Source organism: Burkholderia sp. IMCC1007 (genome assembly GCF_027257875.1).
GTDB lineage: Bacteria > Pseudomonadota > Gammaproteobacteria > Burkholderiales > Burkholderiaceae > Burkholderia.
This window is the reverse complement of record NZ_JAPVQY010000054.1, coordinates 21,851-39,958: the sequence shown is the minus strand read 5'-3', so window position 1 is coordinate 39,958 and position 18,108 is coordinate 21,851. Positions and strand designations below refer to the sequence as shown.

At 69.2% G+C, this 18,108-nt stretch carries 13 protein-coding genes and 2 pseudogenes; 3 read left to right on the top strand and 12 right to left on the bottom strand.

All coding sequences use genetic code 11. The features are described 5' to 3' along the window. Positions 1-273 precede the first annotated feature (273 nt). Both O1Q03_RS31785 and O1Q03_RS31780 read left to right on the top strand, forming a co-directional pair. Positions 274-1,748: pseudogene (locus O1Q03_RS31785) on the top strand (alkaline phosphatase family protein). Positions 1,749-1,999: 251 nt separating this feature from the next. Beyond that, positions 2,000-3,562 carry a methyl-accepting chemotaxis protein gene (locus tag O1Q03_RS31780; RefSeq protein ID WP_269508414.1) on the top strand — a complete coding sequence of 521 codons (1,563 nt, stop codon included), beginning with the start codon at positions 2,000-2,002 and terminating at the stop codon, positions 3,560-3,562. A gap of 142 nt (positions 3,563-3,704) precedes the next feature. On the opposite strand, the gene O1Q03_RS31775 is transcribed toward O1Q03_RS31780, so the two are convergent. From O1Q03_RS31775 to O1Q03_RS31720, 12 genes and pseudogenes are all read right to left on the bottom strand, one after another. Beyond that, positions 3,705-5,165 carry an amidohydrolase family protein gene (locus O1Q03_RS31775; RefSeq protein ID WP_269508412.1) on the bottom strand — a complete coding sequence of 487 codons (1,461 nt, stop codon included), beginning with the start codon at positions 5,163-5,165 and terminating at the stop codon, positions 3,705-3,707. A gap of 103 nt (positions 5,166-5,268) precedes the next feature. Beyond that, a complete protein-coding gene (locus O1Q03_RS31770; RefSeq protein ID WP_269508410.1) occupies positions 5,269-6,747 on the bottom strand; it encodes a sodium:solute symporter family protein in 1,479 nt (492 codons plus the stop codon). Then, positions 6,744-6,956 (bottom strand): DUF3311 domain-containing protein, encoded by a 213-nt coding sequence (locus O1Q03_RS31765; RefSeq protein WP_269508408.1) that lies wholly within the window; start codon positions 6,954-6,956, stop codon positions 6,744-6,746. Before O1Q03_RS31765 ends, O1Q03_RS31770 begins: the two co-directional genes overlap by 4 nt. Before the next feature lie 39 nt (positions 6,957-6,995). After that, entirely contained in the window at positions 6,996-8,111 is a 1,116-nt protein-coding gene (locus O1Q03_RS31760) for a porin (protein ID WP_269508448.1), read from the bottom strand. A 315-nt stretch (positions 8,112-8,426) separates the two neighbouring features. Next, a pseudogene (locus tag O1Q03_RS31755) lies at positions 8,427-8,670 on the bottom strand (hypothetical protein); the annotation flags it as partial. 80 nt (positions 8,671-8,750) lie between these two features. After that, on the bottom strand, positions 8,751-10,103 hold the full coding sequence (locus O1Q03_RS31750) for a serine hydrolase domain-containing protein (protein WP_269508406.1): 1,353 nt from the start codon (positions 10,101-10,103) through the stop codon (positions 8,751-8,753). A gap of 47 nt (positions 10,104-10,150) precedes the next feature. Continuing rightward, positions 10,151-10,546 (bottom strand): BON domain-containing protein, encoded by a 396-nt coding sequence (locus O1Q03_RS31745; protein ID WP_269508404.1) that lies wholly within the window; start codon positions 10,544-10,546, stop codon positions 10,151-10,153. A gap of 39 nt (positions 10,547-10,585) precedes the next feature. Further along, positions 10,586-11,644 (bottom strand): porin, encoded by a 1,059-nt coding sequence (locus O1Q03_RS31740; protein WP_269508401.1) that lies wholly within the window; start codon positions 11,642-11,644, stop codon positions 10,586-10,588. Positions 11,645-11,813: 169 nt separating this feature from the next. Further along, on the bottom strand, positions 11,814-13,112 hold the full coding sequence (locus O1Q03_RS31735) for an MFS transporter (protein WP_269508400.1): 1,299 nt from the start codon (positions 13,110-13,112) through the stop codon (positions 11,814-11,816). 44 nt (positions 13,113-13,156) lie between these two features. Then, positions 13,157-14,299, bottom strand: coding sequence for a CaiB/BaiF CoA transferase family protein (locus tag O1Q03_RS31730; protein ID WP_269508398.1), 1,143 nt, complete (start codon positions 14,297-14,299; stop codon positions 13,157-13,159). Next, entirely contained in the window at positions 14,296-15,483 is a 1,188-nt protein-coding gene (locus tag O1Q03_RS31725) for an acyl-CoA dehydrogenase family protein (protein WP_269508396.1), read from the bottom strand. The genes O1Q03_RS31730 and O1Q03_RS31725 overlap by 4 nt, the downstream gene beginning before the upstream one ends. 11 nt (positions 15,484-15,494) lie before the next feature. Then, on the bottom strand, positions 15,495-17,048 hold the full coding sequence (locus O1Q03_RS31720) for an AMP-binding protein (RefSeq protein ID WP_269508394.1): 1,554 nt from the start codon (positions 17,046-17,048) through the stop codon (positions 15,495-15,497). Positions 17,049-17,149: 101 nt separating this feature from the next. Between O1Q03_RS31720 and O1Q03_RS31715 the strand changes: the two genes are divergently transcribed. Beyond that, on the top strand, positions 17,150-18,067 hold the full coding sequence (locus O1Q03_RS31715; RefSeq protein ID WP_269508392.1) for a LysR family transcriptional regulator: 918 nt from the start codon (positions 17,150-17,152) through the stop codon (positions 18,065-18,067). Positions 18,068-18,108: the final 41 nt, after the last annotated feature.

Here is an 18,108-nt window from a genome sequence, read left to right as displayed (position 1 = left end):
TCGTTCGGCGAAGGTTTCGCGCTCAACGATCCGCTTCATGATGCAGTGCATCGAACACGTGCGACGACACCCCGTGTTTCCAGCCCGCGCCGCCGGCTTGCCGAGCGCGCGCGTCGCACTCGCGGCGATCCACATGACACGACGTATCGACCGCGTCCGACAGGCATGAAGCTTGCGCCAAGCGTCGGCTCGCACTGCTCCGAAGCAGCGAGCGCGCGTCGCATCGCGGCCGCGATGCGCGACCCCGCATCGAATAATCAAGGAGACGTTGCCATGGACGACAAGCATGCCCCTCACCACTACAATCGCCGCCGTTTTCTCGCCGGCGTGGCCGCGGTCGCCGGCAGTGTGGCGCTCCCCGGTTGCGGCGGCGGCGACGGCGACATCAATCGACCGGACGGCAACGCGCCGGCGCCGTCGGTCGGCAATGTCCCGTCGCCGGACGGCCGCGATCGCTACAGCCTGCCGCGACCGGCGCTGCCCGCCCCGGCGAACTCCGGCATCGACCACATCGTGCTGGTCACGATGGAAAACCGTTCGTTCGACCACTACCTGAGCTGGGTGCCGAGTGCGGAGGGCATGCCCGCGAATCAGCAATTCAAGGACGCGTTCGGCGGCACCAACGCGCCGTTTGCGCTGTCGGCCAATCCGGCGTACGGCTACCAGGCCTGCGGGTTCCAGGACCCGAACCACACCTACCAGGGCGCGCGCACGCAACTGGCATCGGGCGCGATGAACGGCTGGCTCCTGACGCCGGGAACGAGCCTGCACCAGGGCGATCTGCTCCCGATCGGCTATTACACGTCGGCCGACCTGCCGTTCTTCAGCGCGGTGGCGAGCAACTACACCATCGGCGACTTCTATTTCTGCGGCGCCCTGACCAGCACGTTCCCGAATCGGCTGTACCTGCACAGCGGGGCCACCGATCGCCTCGACGACAGCACGGACAATTCGTCGCTGCGCACGATCTGGGACAACCTGAGCGATGCGAAGGTGGGTTGCAGTTACTACTATCGCGACATCCCGTTCACCGCGCTGTACGGCACCCGCTATCTCGGCATCTCGCATACGTTCCCGACCTTCCTGTCGGACGCGGCGGCGGGCACGCTGCCGCCGTTCTGCATGGTCGATCCGGCTTTCACCGGCGAGGGGCAAGGCAATTCGTCGGACGATCATCCGCACGCGGACATCCGCGACGGGCAGGCGTTCCTGAACCAGGTATATGACGCGCTGCGCACGAGCCCCGCGTGGAGCCGCACGCTGATGATCGTCGTGTACGACGAATGGGGCGGCTTTCTCGAGCACGTGGTGCCGCCGATCCGGCCGATCAGCAACAACGAGCTCGCGGTCGGCAACGACGGCAAGCTCGGCTTTCGCGTGCCGCTTGCGCTGCTCGGCCCGCGCGTGCGCGCCGGCACGGTGACACGCTATCCGTTCGACCGAGCTCGATTCACGCGCTGCTGCAATGGCGCTTCGGGCTGCCGCCGCTCGGCGTGCGCGGCAGCGATCCGGCGACGGTCAATCTCGCTTACGCGCTCGACTTCAGCGACGCGCCGCGCGCGGACGCGCCGGCGTTCACGGTCGCGCCAGGGCCGTTCGGCACGCTGTGCGCGGGCGCGAGCGCGCCGGCGCCGTCCAGCTCGGTGTCCGGCATCGATCCGTCGCAGATGGCGATGAATCCCGCGGCCGACCGCTTCGCCGAACTGCGCGCGAAGGCGGCCGCGCTGGGCTTCCGCACCGGAAGCTGACGGTCACGCGGGTCCGGCGGCCGCGATCGTCTTCGATTCGGCCGCCGGATTCGCCCCGCCCCGCACGCCCGTGCGCGGTCGCATTCGTTCAGATTCGCGTCGCGTTCAGATAAAACTTCCCCGTCTTCCCCGCCGTTAACCCGTTCGCAGCCCAATCGCGCCGCGTCGTATCGCGGCGCGCGTCGTTCGTGATCCGGAATGAATCCATATCCGCCATCGGCCACCGTTCCGGCCGCCGGCAAGGGAACGTCATGCGAAAACTCTCTATCCGCGGCGGCCTCGTCGCGACCGTCGCCGGCTATACCGTCCTGCTCGTGCTGGTCGTCGGCGCCGGCATCGCCGCGCTCTATGCGGGCAACGGCTCGCTCGAAGCGATGTATCGCGACGATACCGCGTCGCTGCTGCACCTGAAGACCAGCTCCGAGCGCATGCTCGTGCTGCGCGAGCGCGTCAGCGACGTCGCGCGGATCATCAGCGCGGGCCAGCCGGCCAAGGCCGAGATCGAGCAACTCCATGCGCTCCTCAAGCAGAGCAACGACGAACTCGACGCGTACGCGCGGCTGCATGCACGCAGCGCCGACGAGCAGCAGTTGTTCGATACGCTGCAGACCCACCGGCGCGCGCTGCTCGACCAGGTGTTCCTGAAGGCGCTCTCGCAGCTCGACCAGGACAATGCATTCGACTTCCTCGATACGCAGCGCACCGCGCCGCCTGCGCTGTTCCCCGCCTACCAGCACGCGATCGACGCGCTGGAATCGTTCCAGGTGTCACGGCAGAAGGCCCGCTACGACGCGGCCGGCGAGCGCTTTCATCGGATCGTGTGGGCGATGGCGGCGGTCGCCGCACTCGCGCTCGTCGTCGGCTTCTTCGCGCAGCGCATGCTCGCGAAGGCGATCATCGAGCCGATCCATCTCGCCGTCGACCATTTCGACAGGATCTCGAAAGGCGACCTCACCGGCACCGTCGTCATTCCCGGCGAAAACGAAATGGCGTATCTGCTCGGCGCGCTGAAGCGGATGCAGGATGGCCTCGTCGACACGGTGAACCAGGTTCGCGCTAGCACGGAGACGATCGTCGGCGACGTCCGCACGATCGCGAGCGGCAACGTCGACCTGTCGGCGCGCACCGAGCAGCAGGCGGTGTCGCTGCAGCAGGCCGCCGCGAGCGTCGAGCAACTGACCGCCACCGTGCGGCAGAACGCGGACAACGCGCGCGATGCGCGCACCTACGCGGAAGGCGCGGCCGGCATCGCGGCGCGCGGCGGCGATGCGATGCAGCGCGTCGTCGAAACGATGTCGGCGATCTCGCACAGCTCCGCGCGGATCTCGGGCATCGTCGGCGTGATCGAGAGCATCGCGTTCCAGACCAACATCCTCGCGCTGAACGCCGCCGTCGAAGCGGCACGCGCGGGTGAACAGGGGCGCGGGTTCGCGGTCGTCGCGACCGAGGTGCGCGGGCTCGCGCAGCGCTGCGCGTCGGCGGCGAAGGAGATCCGCGAGCTCATCGGCCATTCGGCGCAACGCGTCGAAGACGGCAGCGGCCTCGTCGCGCGGGCCGGTACGGCGATGACCGAGCTCGTGGCCGCGGTCGAGCGCGTCAATGCGATCATGAACGAAACCAGCATCGCATTCGACGAGCAAACGTCCGGCATCGAGCAGGTGAACGCGGCGGTCATCCAGATGGAACAGACGATGCAGCGCAATGCGGCGCTCGTCGAAGAGGCGGCGGCCGCGGCGCTGTCGCTCGACGAGCAGGGCGCGCGGCTCAGCGATGCCGTCGCGCAATTTCGCCTGCGCGACGCGGTCGCCGCGTGATGCGGTTGCGCGGTGGTGCGGTTGCGGCGTGATGCGCTCGCCGTGTGATGCGCTCGCCGTGTGATGCGCTCGGCGCGTGATGCAACCGGCTCGGGCCGCGCTGGGCCCGAGCCGGCCGATCCATCGGCTTACGATCGACCGCTTAGTAGTGACTGCGCCCCCACAGCGTCTTCGGCTCGTCGAGCAGATGGCGCAACCCGCTGCGCGCGATCATCGTTTCCGCCACTTCGTTCACGCGTTCCAGAATCTCGCCTTCGTCGACCGACAACACGCGACGATCGTCCATCAGCACCCGGCCGCCGACCATCGTCATGCATACGTCGGCCGCGTTCGCGAAGCACGTCACGCGATACACGGGCATGTTCATCGGCATCATGTGCGGGCGGAACAGGTCGACGAGGATGATGTCCGCGAGCTTGCCGGCTTCGAGCGAACCGATCTCGTGATCGAGCGACAGCGCCTTCGCCGCATCGATCGTCACCATCTCGAGCACCTTGCCGTGCGGCAGCACGTCCGGATCGCGGAAGTGCCGGCGGTGGTAATGCATGCACTGCCACATGTGGCGGAACATGTCGTAGCCGCGATCGGGCGCCGCGCCGTCCGATGCGATCGCAACGGTCACGCCCGCATCGATCAGCTCGGGCACCGGGCAGCGGCCGATGATCGACATGATCGCGCTCGGGTTGTGGATGATCGCGGTGCCGGTTTCGACGCACGCGGCGATGTCGTCGTCGGTCAGGTCGATGCTGTGCGACATGAACGACGTCGGGCCGAGCAGCCCCAGCTCGCGATGCGCGAACGCGAGCGTGCCGGCGCGGTGGCCGTCCTGCGTGAAGGTCAGGCCGCGCGCGCGTGCCAGCGCGCCGTAGCGGGCCGCCTGATCGCGGAAATCGCGTTCGTATTGCGCAAGTTCAGGGTCGTGCTCGGGCCCGTACACGGGCAGCGTCAGCGCGATCCGGATCCGGCCGTCGGCATCGCCGTGGCACGCGTCGACGATGTCTTCGCATACGTCGTACATCGTGTCGAAATCGATGTCGCGCGTGTCGCTGCCGTCCGGCGTGTGGCGCGTGTACGCACGCGGCGCGGGCGGCCGCGACGGGCCCACCGCGACGATCGAGCGCGTGCCGGTGCGCACCACCGCATCGCAATGGCGACGCGCGTAGACCGGATCGTCGACGCGCATGATCGAGTTGCCGCCGCCGAGCAGCGACACGCCCGTCGTCACGCCGGCCTTCAGCCGTTCGAGCGCCGCGAGATGCGATTCGGTTTCCCAGAACGCTTCGTCCGACGCGCGCGTATAGATCGTCTCGGCCGCGGCCGACCATGCATCGCCGTCCGCGCCGCCGATCGTGCGCAGCATCGCGTGGCCCGCGTGCGCATGCGAATCGATCAGGCCCGGCAGCACGGCCTTGCGGCGTGCATCGATCGTGCGAGCGGCACGGTAGCGTGCCTGGAGCTCGGCCGTGTCGCCGACGGCGACGATGCGCTTCTCCTTCACGGCAACCGCGCCGTTCTCGATCACGCGCCGCTGCGCATCCATCGTGATCACGCAGCCGTGTGCGATCAGCGTGTCGATTGCTTCGCGCTTGTCCTCGGTAGTCATCGCTTGGTGTCCTGTTCTGATTCGAAATGAGTCGGGTGCCGTCGAATCGAAAAACCGCCGGGCGGTAACCCGGCGGCCTGGCGACCGCACGCGATACGGCGTGTTACGCGGAGCGGGCCGGCGCGGCAATCCGTGCCTTCAGCTTGCGCTGCACCGCGCTGACCGCGATGAAGATCACCGCATTCACGGCGAGCGCGACGAGCCCGGGGTTGATCGACGTGATCGTGCTCGATGCACCGGGGAACAGCGACGCGAGCGTCACGCCGTAGTAGTTGGTCATCGCGATCACGATCGCGCCGGCGACGATCCCCGCGAACGCGCCTTCGCGCGTGCCGAACGGCCGCTTCAGGAAGCTCGACGCGAGCATCGGCACGAGCTGCGTGAGCAGGCTCGACGAGAAGATCGCGAGCGTGACGAAGGTCGCGCCGCCGCGCAGCACGAAGTACACGACCACCAGCGTGAAGATCGGCAGCGCGATCCGCGCGACGCGCGTCACCTCGCGGTCGGTCGCGTTCGGCGCGAAGCCTTCGCGGTAGATGTTGCGTGCGATCGTCGTCGATGCGTTCAGCATGATCAGCGAGCCCGGCACCAGCGCCGTCAACAGGCCCGTGCCGCCGACGATGCCGACGAACCACGCGGGGAACGTCTGCTTGACGAGACGCAGCAGCGCGAGGTCGGTCTGCGCGCCTTCGAGCCCGTGCACCGTCATCACGGCCGCGAAGCCGACGAGGAACAGGAACGCGATCAGCACCTGGTACAGCGGCATCAGGATCACGTTGCGGCGCAGCGCGCGTTCGTCCTTCGCGACGTAGATCGCGGTGAAGCCGTGCGGATACAGGTAGTAGCCGAGCGACGTGAGCAGGATCGTCGAGTTGTACCAGCTCAGGTTGAAGCCGTGCTCGGGCATGCGCAGCAGCTCCGGATGCACGGCGTCGATCTTCGCGAACATCTCGCCGAGGCCGCCGTAGTAATGCATCGGCAGGTACAGGCCGAGGAAGATCGCGATCGCGAGGATCAGCACGTCCTTGAAGATCGCGATGCTCGCCGAGCCGTGAATGCCCGACACGACCATGTACACGGCCATCAGCGTCGCGGCGATCCAGATCGCGGCCGACTGCGGAATCAGCCCGTACGACATCTCCGACACGATCACGCCGAGCCCGCGCAACTGGATCATCAGCAGCGACACCATCGCGAACACCGCGACGATCGACACCAGCACGCCGATCGCGCGGCTGTCGTACTTCGCCGCGAAGTAGTCGGCGAACGACACGAGCCCGCGCTCCTTCGCGAAGCGCCAGATCGCCGGCAGCATCCAGTAGCCGATCACGAACGCGAGGCAGCCGTACGACAGGATGTAGAAGGCGGGCACGCCCTTGCTGTAGGTCCAGCCGCTCGCGCCGAGGAACGAGAACGTCGAGAACGCCTCGCCGGCCATCAGCAGGAACGTGAGCAGCGAACCGAAGCCGCGCCCGCCGACCGCCCATTGCTCGAGCGTGAGCTTGCGGCCGCGCCGCGCCATCACGCCGATCGCGAGCGCGAACACGGCGAACGCCGCGATGATGAGGATCGAAGCGTTCATCGCGCGTCTCCCGTGCGGCCGTCACGCGCCGCGTCGCGCTCGTCGAGATGGAACAGGATCGCGAGGATCGCGGCGGTCGCCGCCATCCACAGCAGGTTCCAGACGAGCAGGAACGGCAGCCCGAACAGCAGCGGCCGCACCTCGGCGATCGAGCCGCCCGTATACATCCCGACGAACGGCAACGCCGCCAGCAACAGTTTGAGTTTCATGTGTGTCTCCTCCGGAAGACGCGCGAGCGCGTCGGAACATCAGAACTTCTGGCGGATGCCGACCACCACCGCCACTTGCGACGTCGTCGACGACGGACCGTCGGTGCCGTCGATCCACGCGTGGCCGACACCCGCCGACGCCTTCTGGTAGAAGCCGTTCACGTACACGTCGGTGCGCTTCGACAGCAGGTACTGCATGCCGGCCGACACCTGCTGATAGTGACCGTCGTCATTGCCGCGCGCGACCTTCGTATACGTGTAGCCGGCCGCGGCCATCAGCGCAGGCGTGATCAGGTAGCGCACGCTGCCTTCGTAGTTGCTGAAGCGCAGCGCGCCGCCCGTCGCCTGGCCGAAGTTCGAGCCCGTGTACAGCAGCCCGAGCGTCGCCTGACCGATCGCATAGCTGCCGCCCGCGCCCCAGATCTGCTGGCGCACCGCGCCCGACAGGCCGGCGCCGAACACCGATGCCGAGCCCGGGTAGTAGTTGTCCGACGCGACGGCGCCCGTCGCGCTGGCCGCCGGATGGTTCACGCGCGTATAGGCGGCGCCCGCGTTGAGCGGCCCGCGCGTATAGGTGACGCCCGCGCTCCAGCTGTTGTCGTTCGCGAAGCCCGTCGCGTTCGAGAAGCCGTACATCAGGTTCGCCTGCAGGCCGGCGATCGTCGGCGACACGTACTTGACCGCGTTGTTGGTGCGGAACGTGTTGTTGATGTCGTCGTTGTCGAACGGGTGCGTCGAATACTGCGCGAGGAAGCTGCTCATCTGCAGCGAGCCGAGGATGTCCTGCGTCGAGTTGTACTGGCGGCCGAGCGTCACCGCGCCCCAGTTCGCGCCGCTCAGGCCGACCCACGCGGAGCGGCCGAACATCCGGCCGCCCTGGCCGAGCGCGCCATTCGCGACGTTGAAGCCGTTCTCGAGCCGGAAGTTCGCCTTCAGCCCGCCGCCGAGATCCTCGCTGCCGAGCAGGCCCCAGCGCGGGCCCGATTCGTTGCCGCCGGTGAACTGCCACAGCGCGTGACCTTTCGCGTTGTTCGTGTAGGTCACGCCGGCGTCGACGATCGCGTACAGCGTCACCGACGACTGTGCGTGCGCGGCGCCTGCAAACAGCATCGCAACGGCCGCGCTCATGCACGCGACACCCGTCTTCCTGCCCATCATTCGCACCATCTCCGTCATCTCCTCTCCAAACCTGCTTGTCGATGTTGTGTTTTGTTGATGCTGGCCATACGCGCCGGTCGGCTTGTATAGACAGTGGCTGGATGGTATCCAGCCGCAGTCGCATCAAGAAATGAAATGTTCAACTGGCCGGCAGTTGGAAATCGAATGGAGGCGAATGAAGCGGAGACGAGCGGGGAAAGTGCGCGTTCGCAAGCTAATTGAAATGGTCGAGGCCCGCCGGACGTGGCGCGTTTTGCTCTGACTTGAATGGCTCACGTAAGCAACCTGACGAAACGGTAACGCGCGAGGCGGCTATACGGTTTTCCCTGATAGCCCGTGCATCGGCCGCCGCCATGCGGTGTCGAACGGATTCGTGCGCAAGCCGATCGCATCGGCCTCGCACCGCAGCAGTTCGACGACCATCTGCATCCGGTCGTCGCGAGCGGATCGGGAACGGGCCCTCGCAGAGGTTGAGACACACCGCGTCGAAGCCGCTCTCCACGAGCAGGAAGATGGTCTCGCCGCGGCGCGCGCACAGCCGCAGCAGCGCACACCGGTAATCAACGCGCGCCGCGCAGTGCGATACGCGCTGGAACCGGCAGATCGAGCGGTAACCGCGCACGGGGCGCGGTTGCGCTAGCGCAGCTTCTCCGCGACCGCGCGCGCCACCGCGCTCAGCGCATCGCCGCGCTCGAGCACCGCACGCGGGCGGGTCGCTTCACCCTGCGCATCGAGCGCGCGCGGCGCGAAGTCCGGCGACGACGAGAACTTCACGATCGTCAGCGCGGCTTTCGGATCGACTAGGATCGCCTGGCCGAAACGCCCCGCCGCCGCGAACGAGCCGTCGCCGTCGTTGGTCTGGTACCAGTAGTCGCGATACGCGTAGCCGTCCTTGCCGGGCACCACGTTGCCCTTCGCGAACAGCGCCGCGTTGTGCGCGGGCGCCAATGCCGCGCGAATCGTCGCGGCCGGCAGCGTGCCGCGCGCACCGCCGAGACCGGTGCGCACGCGTTCCGCGAAGCGCGCGGCGTCGCGCAGCGTCGTGAAGAGCCCGCCGCTCGCCATCGCCATCGCATTGCGGTCGACCGCGACGTACGCATCGTCTTCCGCGAAATCGCGCCACAGCCACTGCTCGACCAGCGCGCTCCACGACTGCCCCGTCGCGCGCTGCATCGCCCACGCAACCGCTTCCGGCGAACCGTTCTGGTAGAACCATGCGCTTCCCGGCGCCGCGTCCGGCACGCGCCGCACGGTCAGCAGGAAATCGACGATGCTCGCCGGCGCGCCTTCGCGGCGCGGCACGAGCCCGACCGCACCGAACAGCCCGAGATCGGGCGGGACGCCGGGCGCGTACGCGGTAGGCACTTCCATGTCGAGGTTCTGCTGCAGCGTCGCGCTGCCGAACGGCGTGTCGGCCAGCTCCGGCACCGTGCGCGACAGCGGCGCGCCCGCATCGAGCACGCCGGATTCGATCATCTGCGCGGCGAGCAGCCCGGTCACCGATTTCGTCATCGACGCCCACGCGTGTTGCTGGTCGGGCCGGAAGCCGTCGAAGTAGCGCTCGTAGACGACCCGGCCGCGCTGCAGCACGATGAAACCGTCGGTGTGGGTCGCACGCAGGTACGCGTCGAGCGTCAGCGTCTCGCCGCCGATCGTCACGGGCAGCGCGTCGAGGCCGGGCGCCGGTTGCGCGGGCAGCGGCATCGGCGCGGCCGCGTGCCGGATCCCGGCTGTCGGCGCGAGCAGCCGCGTGTTGCTCAATGCCCAGCGCAGGCGGGCCGGCGTGAACGCGTTCGCGTTGTTGACGATCCGGTCGGCCGCCGGCGGGAAGCCCTGCATCATGCCCGCAGGCGCGGTGCCGTCGGCTGCGGCTGCGGCTGCGGCAGTGGCTGCGGCAGTGGCCGCGAGCGCAAGCCCGCCGGCCAGTGCAACGGTGCCGGCCAACCGGCGGCCTCGCCGGGTCGTGGTAAAGCGTCGATGAATTCGCATCGAATCATGCCTCGTAGCGGAAAAGAATCAGGTGATGCACGTGCGCGTCACGGCTGCTGACCGTCGATGCGCAACTGGTTGGCGACCGACGTCACGCCGTCGATGCGCCGCGTGACCGCCACCGCGAGATTCCCCTGCGTCGTATCGGTGACCGAGCCGGCGAGCGTCACGCCGCCGTCGCGCACGCGCACGAGGATGCGCGTCGCGTTCAGGTTTTTCGTGCGGGCGAGCGCGGTGCTGACGCGGCGCTTCAGCGCGCGGTCGGCCGCCCTGCGCTGCGCGGGCGGCACGCCGGCTGATGCCGGTGCTTGCGTTGGCTCTTGCGCGAGCCCGGCCGATGACGATGGCACCGCCGCGCTCGCGGCAGCGGGTTGCGCATGGGCGGTGAGGGTGCAGCACGCTGTCATCAACAGCCCCGCGGCCAATCTGGATGAAGTACGCATGATCGGATCACGCTCCTTGAAATCGTTGAACAGGACACCTCAGAACTGCGTCAGCAGCCCGATCGACACGCCGGTCGTCGCACTCGCGCCGCGTCGCAGGTTCAGTGCCGCGATGGTCGCCGGATCGCGCATGTACGCGCCGGTCATTCCGTTGCGGTCGACTTCGACGTACAGCTCGGTGCGCTTCGACAGAAAGTACTCGGCGATCGCGTAGGTCGTCAGCTTGTGGCCGTCCGCGCCCGACGCGTTGCCGAGATTGCGCGCGCGGTCGTAGAACGCGGCTGCGCTCAGCTGCACCGACGGCAGCGGCTGCGCGACGACGCCGAACGACGGGATATCGTCGCGTCGCGACGGCGCGCCGGCCTTGTTCGCGCGCACGTTCAGCGACGCATAGCTCAGGTAGAAGCGCGCGCGACCGAGTTGCAGCGTGCCGCCCGCCTGGATCGTCTGCGCCGACTGCGAGCCGTCCGGGCTGTACGTCTTCGCATACGACACGCCGCCCATCACGGCCGAATACGTGTACATCGCGGCCGCCGAATAGCTGGTGCCCGCATGCGAACTGCCGGCGACGCCGCCCGGCGAATAGTTCGCGCCGAAACGCAGCCCGCCCGCCTGCCCGAGATACTTGATCGTGTTGTTGAAACGCGAGTCGAGCGTGAAGAAGTTGCCGTCGAACTGCACGCCCGGCTCGACCGCGAGCGACTGCCCACGCCCGCCGAGCGGATCGAGCGCGATGCCGAGATCCTCGGCCGCGTTGAACTGGCGGCCGAGCGTCAAGCGGCCGAAATCGCCGGACAGGCCGACATACGCGGCCTGCGAAAACAGCGTGCCGGATGTCTTCAGCGCGCCGGTGCCGCTGTTGAATGCGCTGTCGAGCACGAACAGCGCCTTCAGGCCGCCGCCGAGATCCTCCTTGCCGCGAATGCCGAACTCGTTGCCCGCGATGATGTTGTTGTTGAAGCCGACCTGGCTGCCGCCCGGCAGCCCGTTGACCCAACGCACGCCGCCGCCGATCCGGCCGAACAGCGTCACGCTCGACTGCGCGTGCGCGCTCCCGCACAGCGCGCCGACCAGCGCGGCTGCGATCATCTTCTGCATGTGTCTCCTCCTGCCGCGTCGTTGCGCGGCGTATCGTGGTACTGCGCTCCTTCGGATGGCGCCGCCGCCCGGCAAGCGGGCCGCACGGCGAATGCGATGCGAGGTGCTGCGAGGTGCTGCGAGGTGCTGCGAGGTATCGCGAGGCTTCGAGGCGCTGCGATCAACTGCGTCAGCGCCCGCACGCGCCGACTGGCGGCGCGGCCGACTCCGCCTCGCCCGCGAGACGCCGCAGCGAGCGTTGCGGATCGAGGCACCACGCGCCGAGCGCGCCGCATGCGATCAGCACGACGCCGCACACGAGGCTCGCCTGTTCGAAGCCGCGCGCGACCGACGCGCCGGCGCCCTCGATCAGCATCCCGGTGATGACCGGCGCGCCGAGCCCCGCAAGCGATGCGAAGCCGTTGCTGAGCGCGAGCACGCCGCCGCGCTGCGCGTCCGGCGTCACTTCGGCGAGCATCGCCGGGCCGATCGAGTACATCGTCAGCGTGAGCCCGCTGCCGAGCGTCAGCAGCACGAGCTTCACCGCGCGCGGCACGTCCGGCAGCGGCAGCATCGCCAGCATCGCGCCGGCGATCGCCAGCGTGACCGCGATGAACGTGCCGCGTCCGTGCCGCGACGGCATGCCGCGCGCGAGCAGCGTTTGCGACAGCCACGCGAGCGCGAGACTGAGCGGCGACGTGACCGCGACGAACAGCGCGAACATGCGGCCGGCCGCGTGCGGCCCGAAGCCGAGCCCGAGCTGCAGGTAGGTCGGCATCCACGTGAGCGTCATCGCGAGAATCCAGTTCGCCGCGAAATGGCCGAGGAAGTTGCCGAGCACCGTGCGGTCGGTCAGCAGCCGCCCGTACGGCACGCGCTCGCCGCCCGCCGCGCGCGGCGCACGCCGCAGCGTGCCTTCCTCGCCGAGCACCGCCCACGCGATGCACCACACCGCCCCGAGCAGCGCGAGCACCGCGAAGTTCGCGCGCCAGCCCCAGTGCGTCGTGATGACCGGAATCGACAGCCCCGCGATCAACAGGCCGAGCGCGCTGCCCTGATGCAGCAGCGCGACGGGCAGGTTGCGCCGCGTATCGGGAAACCACTTGTAGATCGCGTGCGTGGCGACCGGCGACGCGGGCCCTTCACCGATGCCGAGCAGCACGCGGCACGCGATGACGACCCAGATCGAGCCGGCCACCAGCATCGGCAATTGCAACAGCGCCCACGCGGCCGCCATCGCGAACAGCAGCCATTTCGCGGGCCAGCGGTTCGCGGCGATGCCGCCCGCGACCGCCGCGACCGCGAACAGCCAGTTGAGGCTGCCGCCGATCACGCCGAACTGCGTCGGGCTCAGATGCAGGTCGCGCATCATCGGCACCGACACGAGGCCGAGCACGACCTTGTCGAGAAAATTCACCAGCATCATCAGCGCGAGCATCGTCGCGATCGACCACGCCCGTCCGGGGCGGTACTGCGCACCATTCATCATGGCTGTCTCCTGTTTCGTTATCGTCGGCGGCAGGCGGCGTCGCGCTATCCGCCGCCGTGCTCGCCCGGCGCCGGCACACGGTCGTCGCCGTCCGGCAGCCCCAGCGAGAATTTCACCGGGAAGCGCACCGCGAGCGTGCGGTCGGCCGCCGCCTCACGCACGACGCCACGGGCCCGCACGTGCGGATCGTCGAACACCTCGCCGGCATCGGGCACGCGCGACACCGGCAACCCGAGGCCGCCGAGCACGCGCATCCAGTCGTCCTGCGTGCGCGTCGCGAAGAGCGCGCGCAACAGCGCACCGAGTGCGTGCCGATGCTGCTGGCGGCCCGCGCGCTGCGCGTAGCGCGACTCGCGCAGCGCCGGATACACGTCGCCGAGCGCATCGGCAAACGTGGCCCAGAACTTGTCCTCGAACGTCGCGAGCACGATGTGCCGCCCGTCGGCGGTTTCGAACAGGTCGTTGTCGGGCATCACCCAGCGGGCCGTGTCGCGCGTATCGCGGCCCGTGCGCAGCGCCCACGCGGCCGGTGCGGTCCACGCGAAGATCGCGTCGTGGATCGACACGTCGAGATGCTGGCCAACGCCGTTCGCCCGCGCACTCATCACCGCGACGGCCAGCGCGAGCGCCGCATGCAGCGCGGCCGCATGATCGGCGAGCCGCACACGCGGCCGCGCGACGGTGTCGTGCAGTTGCGCGGGCACCGACCAGTAGCCGGCGTCGGCGAGAAAATTCAGGTCGTGGCCAGGGCGGTTCGCATACGGGCCGTCCTGCCCGTAGCCGGTGATCGAGCACAGCACGATGCGCGGGTTCGCGCGGGCCAGCGTCGCGTAATCGAGCCCGAGCCGCGCCATCACGCCGGGCCGGTTGCCTTCGACCACCGCATCGGCATCGCGCACGAGATCGAGAAAGCGCGCGCGGCCGTCGGGCGTCTTGAGGTCGAGCACGAGCGAGCGCTTGCCGCGGTTGAACTGCGCGAACGTGTCGGCGCCAACCTGCCGCAACGCGTCGCCGCCCGGCGGCTCGACCTTGATCACGTCGGCGCCGAGCTGGCGCAGCAGCGCGCACGCATGCGGGCCGGGCAGCAACTGGCCCGCATCGACGATCCGCACGCCGCGCAGGCACGACCACGCGGGCGCGTGGTCGTCGCCCGCAGGCCACGCGTCGTGCATGCCGCGGGCGGTCATCCGTTGCGCCCCGCGCCGGCCGGCTCGAGGATCGCCTTCGCGATCGCGTTGCGCTGGATCTCGCTCGTGCCGGTGAGGATGCGGAACATCCGCAGCTTGCGGAACGTCTGCTCGACCGGATGGCCGCGCGTGACGCCGACGTTGCCGTGGATCTGCACGGCCTGGTCCGCGACCTCGAAGCAGCGCTCCGACACGAACAGCTTGCACGCGGACGACATCATCCGCAGGTCCGCGCCCGCATCGGCGAGCGCGGCCGTGTGCGCGATCATGCTTTCGCACGCCCACAGCGCGGCGGCCATGTCGGCGAGCATGTGCTGGATCGCCTGGAAACGCGCGATCGGGCCGCCGAACTGCTGGCGCGTGCGCGCATGGTCGAGCGATGCGCGATACGCGGACATCGCGAGGCCCAGCATCGTCGCGCAATGCAGCAGCCGGTTCACGTTGATGCGCGACATGCCGAGCCGGAAGCCGTTGCCGACGCCGCCGAACACGTTCTCGCGCGGCACGCGCACGTCGACGAAGCGGATGTCCGCGTCGATGTGCTGGCCCGACATCGGCACGTACTCGTGCTCAACGCTCACGCCCGGCAGGTCGAGATCGACGAGCACGGCCGTGATCTGCGGCGGCGTCGCGGTCGCATCGGTCACGCACATCACGATCGCGAAATCCGCGAACGGCGCGCCGCTGATGTAGTGCTTGGTGCCGTTGATGACGAGCGAATCGCCGTCCCCGACCGCCGTCGTGCGGATGCTCATCGCGTCCGAGCCCGAGTGCGGCTCGGTCAGCGCGAAGCACGTCGACTTCTCGCCGCGCATCACCGGCTTGAAATAGCGGTCGAGCTGCGCGGGCGTCGCGTACTTCAGCATGTTGCCGATGCGCGGCGGCCCGCCGAGTTCGCCCAGCACGTGCGGCGCGAGCGCCGCGCCGGATGCGGCGAGGTCGGCCTTCAGCGCGCACACCTCGGCGATCGACAGCCCCTGGCCGCCGATCTCGACGGGCAGGCTCGCGGTATAGAAGCCGAGCGCGGCCGAGCGTTTCCACACGCGGCGCAGCACGTCGCGCGGCCACACGTCTTCCGAGTCGAGCCGCAGCTCGCGCTCGATCGGGCGCAGCTCGTCGTCGACGAAGCGCAGCACGGCCGCGCGCAGCGCGACGAATTCGGGGCGTTGCAGATGATCGAACATGATCGACTCCTTCAGTTGACGCGGCGCGTGACACCGCGCCAGTACGGCTCGCGCACGAGCTTGCGGGCGACCTTGCCGCTCGCGTTCTTCGGCAGTTCCGCGACGAAATCGACGGAGCGCGGCGCCTTGTAGTCGGCGAGCTGCGCGCGGCAGTGCGCGACGAGATCGGCGGCCTGCGCGCCGTGGCCGGCACGCAGCACGACGACGGCCTTCACGGCCTCGCCCCACTTGTCGTCGGGCACGCCGACGACGCACGCTTCGAGCACGCCTTCGTGCCGGTACAGCGCCGCTTCGACTTCGGTCGGATACACGTTGAAGCCGCCCGAAATGATCATGTCGTGCTTGCGGTCGACGAGATAGATGAAGCCGTCGCGATCGGTGCGCGCGAGGTCGCCGGTATGCAGCCAGCCGTCGACGAGCACCTCGCGCGTGAGCTCCGGCGCGTTCCAGTAGCCGTGGAACACGTCCGCGCCGCGAATCACGATCTCGCCGATCGCATCGCCTTCGACTTCGCGGCCGTCGGCGTCGACCACGCGCACCTCGGTCTCGCCGAGCGGCCGGCCGCACGATGCGAGCCGCTCGCGGTCGTGCAGCAGCGCGGACGCGTGATCGGCAATGCTGAGGCGCGTGACGCCCGACGTCGATTCGCTCGCGCCATAGCCTTGCGACAGCACGGGGCCGATGCGCGCCCATGCTTCCTCGATGCGCGCGGGCGCCATCGGCGCAGCGCCGTAGCCGAGCACCTTCAGGCTGCGCAGGTCGGCCTGCGCGAGCTCCGGCGTGTTCAACAGCATGCTGACCATCGCCGGCACCATGAACGTGTGCGTGATGCGCTGGCGCGCGACTTCGGCGAGGAAATGCGCGGGCTCGAACGCGTCGAACAGCACGAGCGTCGCGCCGCAGAACAGGTACGGCTGCATCAGCATCCCCGACGCGTGCGTGATCGGCCCGATCAGCGCGAGCCGGTCGCCGGGCTGCGCGGGGCGATCCATCCCGAGCACGATCTTGCGCAGCGACGCGAGCCGGTTGCCGTAGCTCTGCATCGCGGCCTTGATGCGCCCGGTCGAGCCGGACGAGAAGTGCAGCACCGCGAGATCGTCGGCCGCCGGCACGTAGTCGGGCGCCGTATCGCCGCCCTGCGCGACCAGCGTTTCGTAGTCGAGATAGCCGGCGGCCACGCCGCCGAGCGACACGAACCGCTCGACCGACCCGAAGCCCGGCGAATCGGGCGTGTAGTCCGTAAAGCCGCGCCCGCCGATGTACGCGACGGGCGTGCAGTTGCCGACGACGTCGGCGGCCTCGGCCGCCGTGAAGCGCGGGTTCAGCGCGGCCTTCACGAGGCCGGCCTTGTACAGCGCGCACTCGATCTCGACGAGCTCGATGCAGTTGCGCGCCTGCACGGCGATGCGCTCGCCGCGCGCGAAGCCGAGGCCGCGCAGCGCGTTCGCGAGCCGCGTCGAACGTTCGTCGAGCTGACGGTACGTGACCGCGCGATCGCGGTGGATCACGGCGGGCTGGCTGCCCCAGTAACGGGCCGCGCGCCGCAGGAAGTAGGTGAAGCTCAAGGGGAATCTCCTGGTCGAACAGTGCCGCCAGTCTGTAAGATGCCGGGGCATCACCACAATGCATCACCAGCTATAAAGTCATAACCGATAGGAATCCACCGATGGACACGCGCGATCTGGAGTACCTGCTGGCCGTGGAGCGGCACGGCAGCATCGGCAAGGCCGCCGACGCGCTCGGGCTGTCCCAGCCCGCGCTGACCAAGGCCATGCAGCGGCTGGAGGCGCAGGTCGGCGTGACGCTGTTCGAGCGCACCGCGAACGGGATGACGCCGACGCCGGCCGGCGCGCGCTTCGTCGCCCGCGCGCAGCGGATCGCGCTCGAATTCGACGATGCGATGCAGGAGATGCGCGCGATCCGCGGCGGCGAACAGGGCGTCGTGCGGGTCGGCTACTCGCCGACCGTGCCCAACGCGTTCGTGCTCGGCGCGTGCCGGCAACTGATCCGCGAACGGCCGGCCGCGCGGCTGCGGCTGCGCTGCCGGCTCGCCCGCGAGCTGCTCGACCTGCTCGAAGCCGGCGAGCTCGACCTCGTGGTGGCGCCCGAGCCGCAGCAGCCGGACGCCGCGCTCGACACGATCGCGCTGTTCGACGACCGGCTCACGGTGCTCGCCGACGCCGCCCACCCGCTGCAGCGCAAGCGCGCGCTCACGCTTGCGGATCTTGCCGACCAGGAATGGCTGCTGCCGGAGACGACGATTCCGGTGCGGCACCGGATCGACGACGCGTTCCGCGCGCGCGGGCTGCCGCCGCCGCGCCTGCGCGTCGAGACCGATTTCGGCAACACGTCGCTGCTGCAGCTGCTGCACGGCACGTCGCTGCTGTGCGTCGGCGGCGCCGATGCGCTGGGGCAGGCGACCGGGCTGCGCGCGCTCGACCTGCGGGCCGGCGAGCTCGAACTGGACCGCCGCATCGGCGCGATGCACCGTGCGGGCGCATACGTGCCGCCGCTCGCGCAGCGGATGATCGCGCTGCTGCGGGAAAGCGCCGCCGCGCACGCCGACCATCATTTGCGGGAGTGATGACACTCCCCTTTTTCTGCGGATTTGACCGGGGCCGCCAC

What these genes read in the sequence shown, in the direction of transcription:
- O1Q03_RS31780 (WP_269508414.1), top strand. Translation starts at nt 2,000, where the DNA reads ATGCGAAAACTCTCTATCCGCGGCGGCCTCGTCGCGACCGTCGCCGGC.
- O1Q03_RS31775 (WP_269508412.1), bottom strand. Translation starts at nt 5,165, where the DNA reads ATGACTACCGAGGACAAGCGCGAAGCAATCGACACGCTGATCGCACAC.
- O1Q03_RS31770 (WP_269508410.1), bottom strand. Translation starts at nt 6,747, where the DNA reads ATGAACGCTTCGATCCTCATCATCGCGGCGTTCGCCGTGTTCGCGCTC.
- O1Q03_RS31765 (WP_269508408.1), bottom strand. Translation starts at nt 6,956, where the DNA reads ATGAAACTCAAACTGTTGCTGGCGGCGTTGCCGTTCGTCGGGATGTAT.
- O1Q03_RS31760 (WP_269508448.1), bottom strand. Translation starts at nt 8,111, where the DNA reads ATGGGCAGGAAGACGGGTGTCGCGTGCATGAGCGCGGCCGTTGCGATG.
- O1Q03_RS31750 (WP_269508406.1), bottom strand. Translation starts at nt 10,103, where the DNA reads ATGCGAATTCATCGACGCTTTACCACGACCCGGCGAGGCCGCCGGTTG.
- O1Q03_RS31745 (WP_269508404.1), bottom strand. Translation starts at nt 10,546, where the DNA reads ATGCGTACTTCATCCAGATTGGCCGCGGGGCTGTTGATGACAGCGTGC.
- O1Q03_RS31740 (WP_269508401.1), bottom strand. Translation starts at nt 11,644, where the DNA reads ATGCAGAAGATGATCGCAGCCGCGCTGGTCGGCGCGCTGTGCGGGAGC.
- O1Q03_RS31735 (WP_269508400.1), bottom strand. Translation starts at nt 13,112, where the DNA reads ATGATGAATGGTGCGCAGTACCGCCCCGGACGGGCGTGGTCGATCGCG.
- O1Q03_RS31730 (WP_269508398.1), bottom strand. Translation starts at nt 14,299, where the DNA reads ATGACCGCCCGCGGCATGCACGACGCGTGGCCTGCGGGCGACGACCAC.
- O1Q03_RS31725 (WP_269508396.1), bottom strand. Translation starts at nt 15,483, where the DNA reads ATGTTCGATCATCTGCAACGCCCCGAATTCGTCGCGCTGCGCGCGGCC.
- O1Q03_RS31715 (WP_269508392.1), top strand. Translation starts at nt 17,150, where the DNA reads ATGGACACGCGCGATCTGGAGTACCTGCTGGCCGTGGAGCGGCACGGC.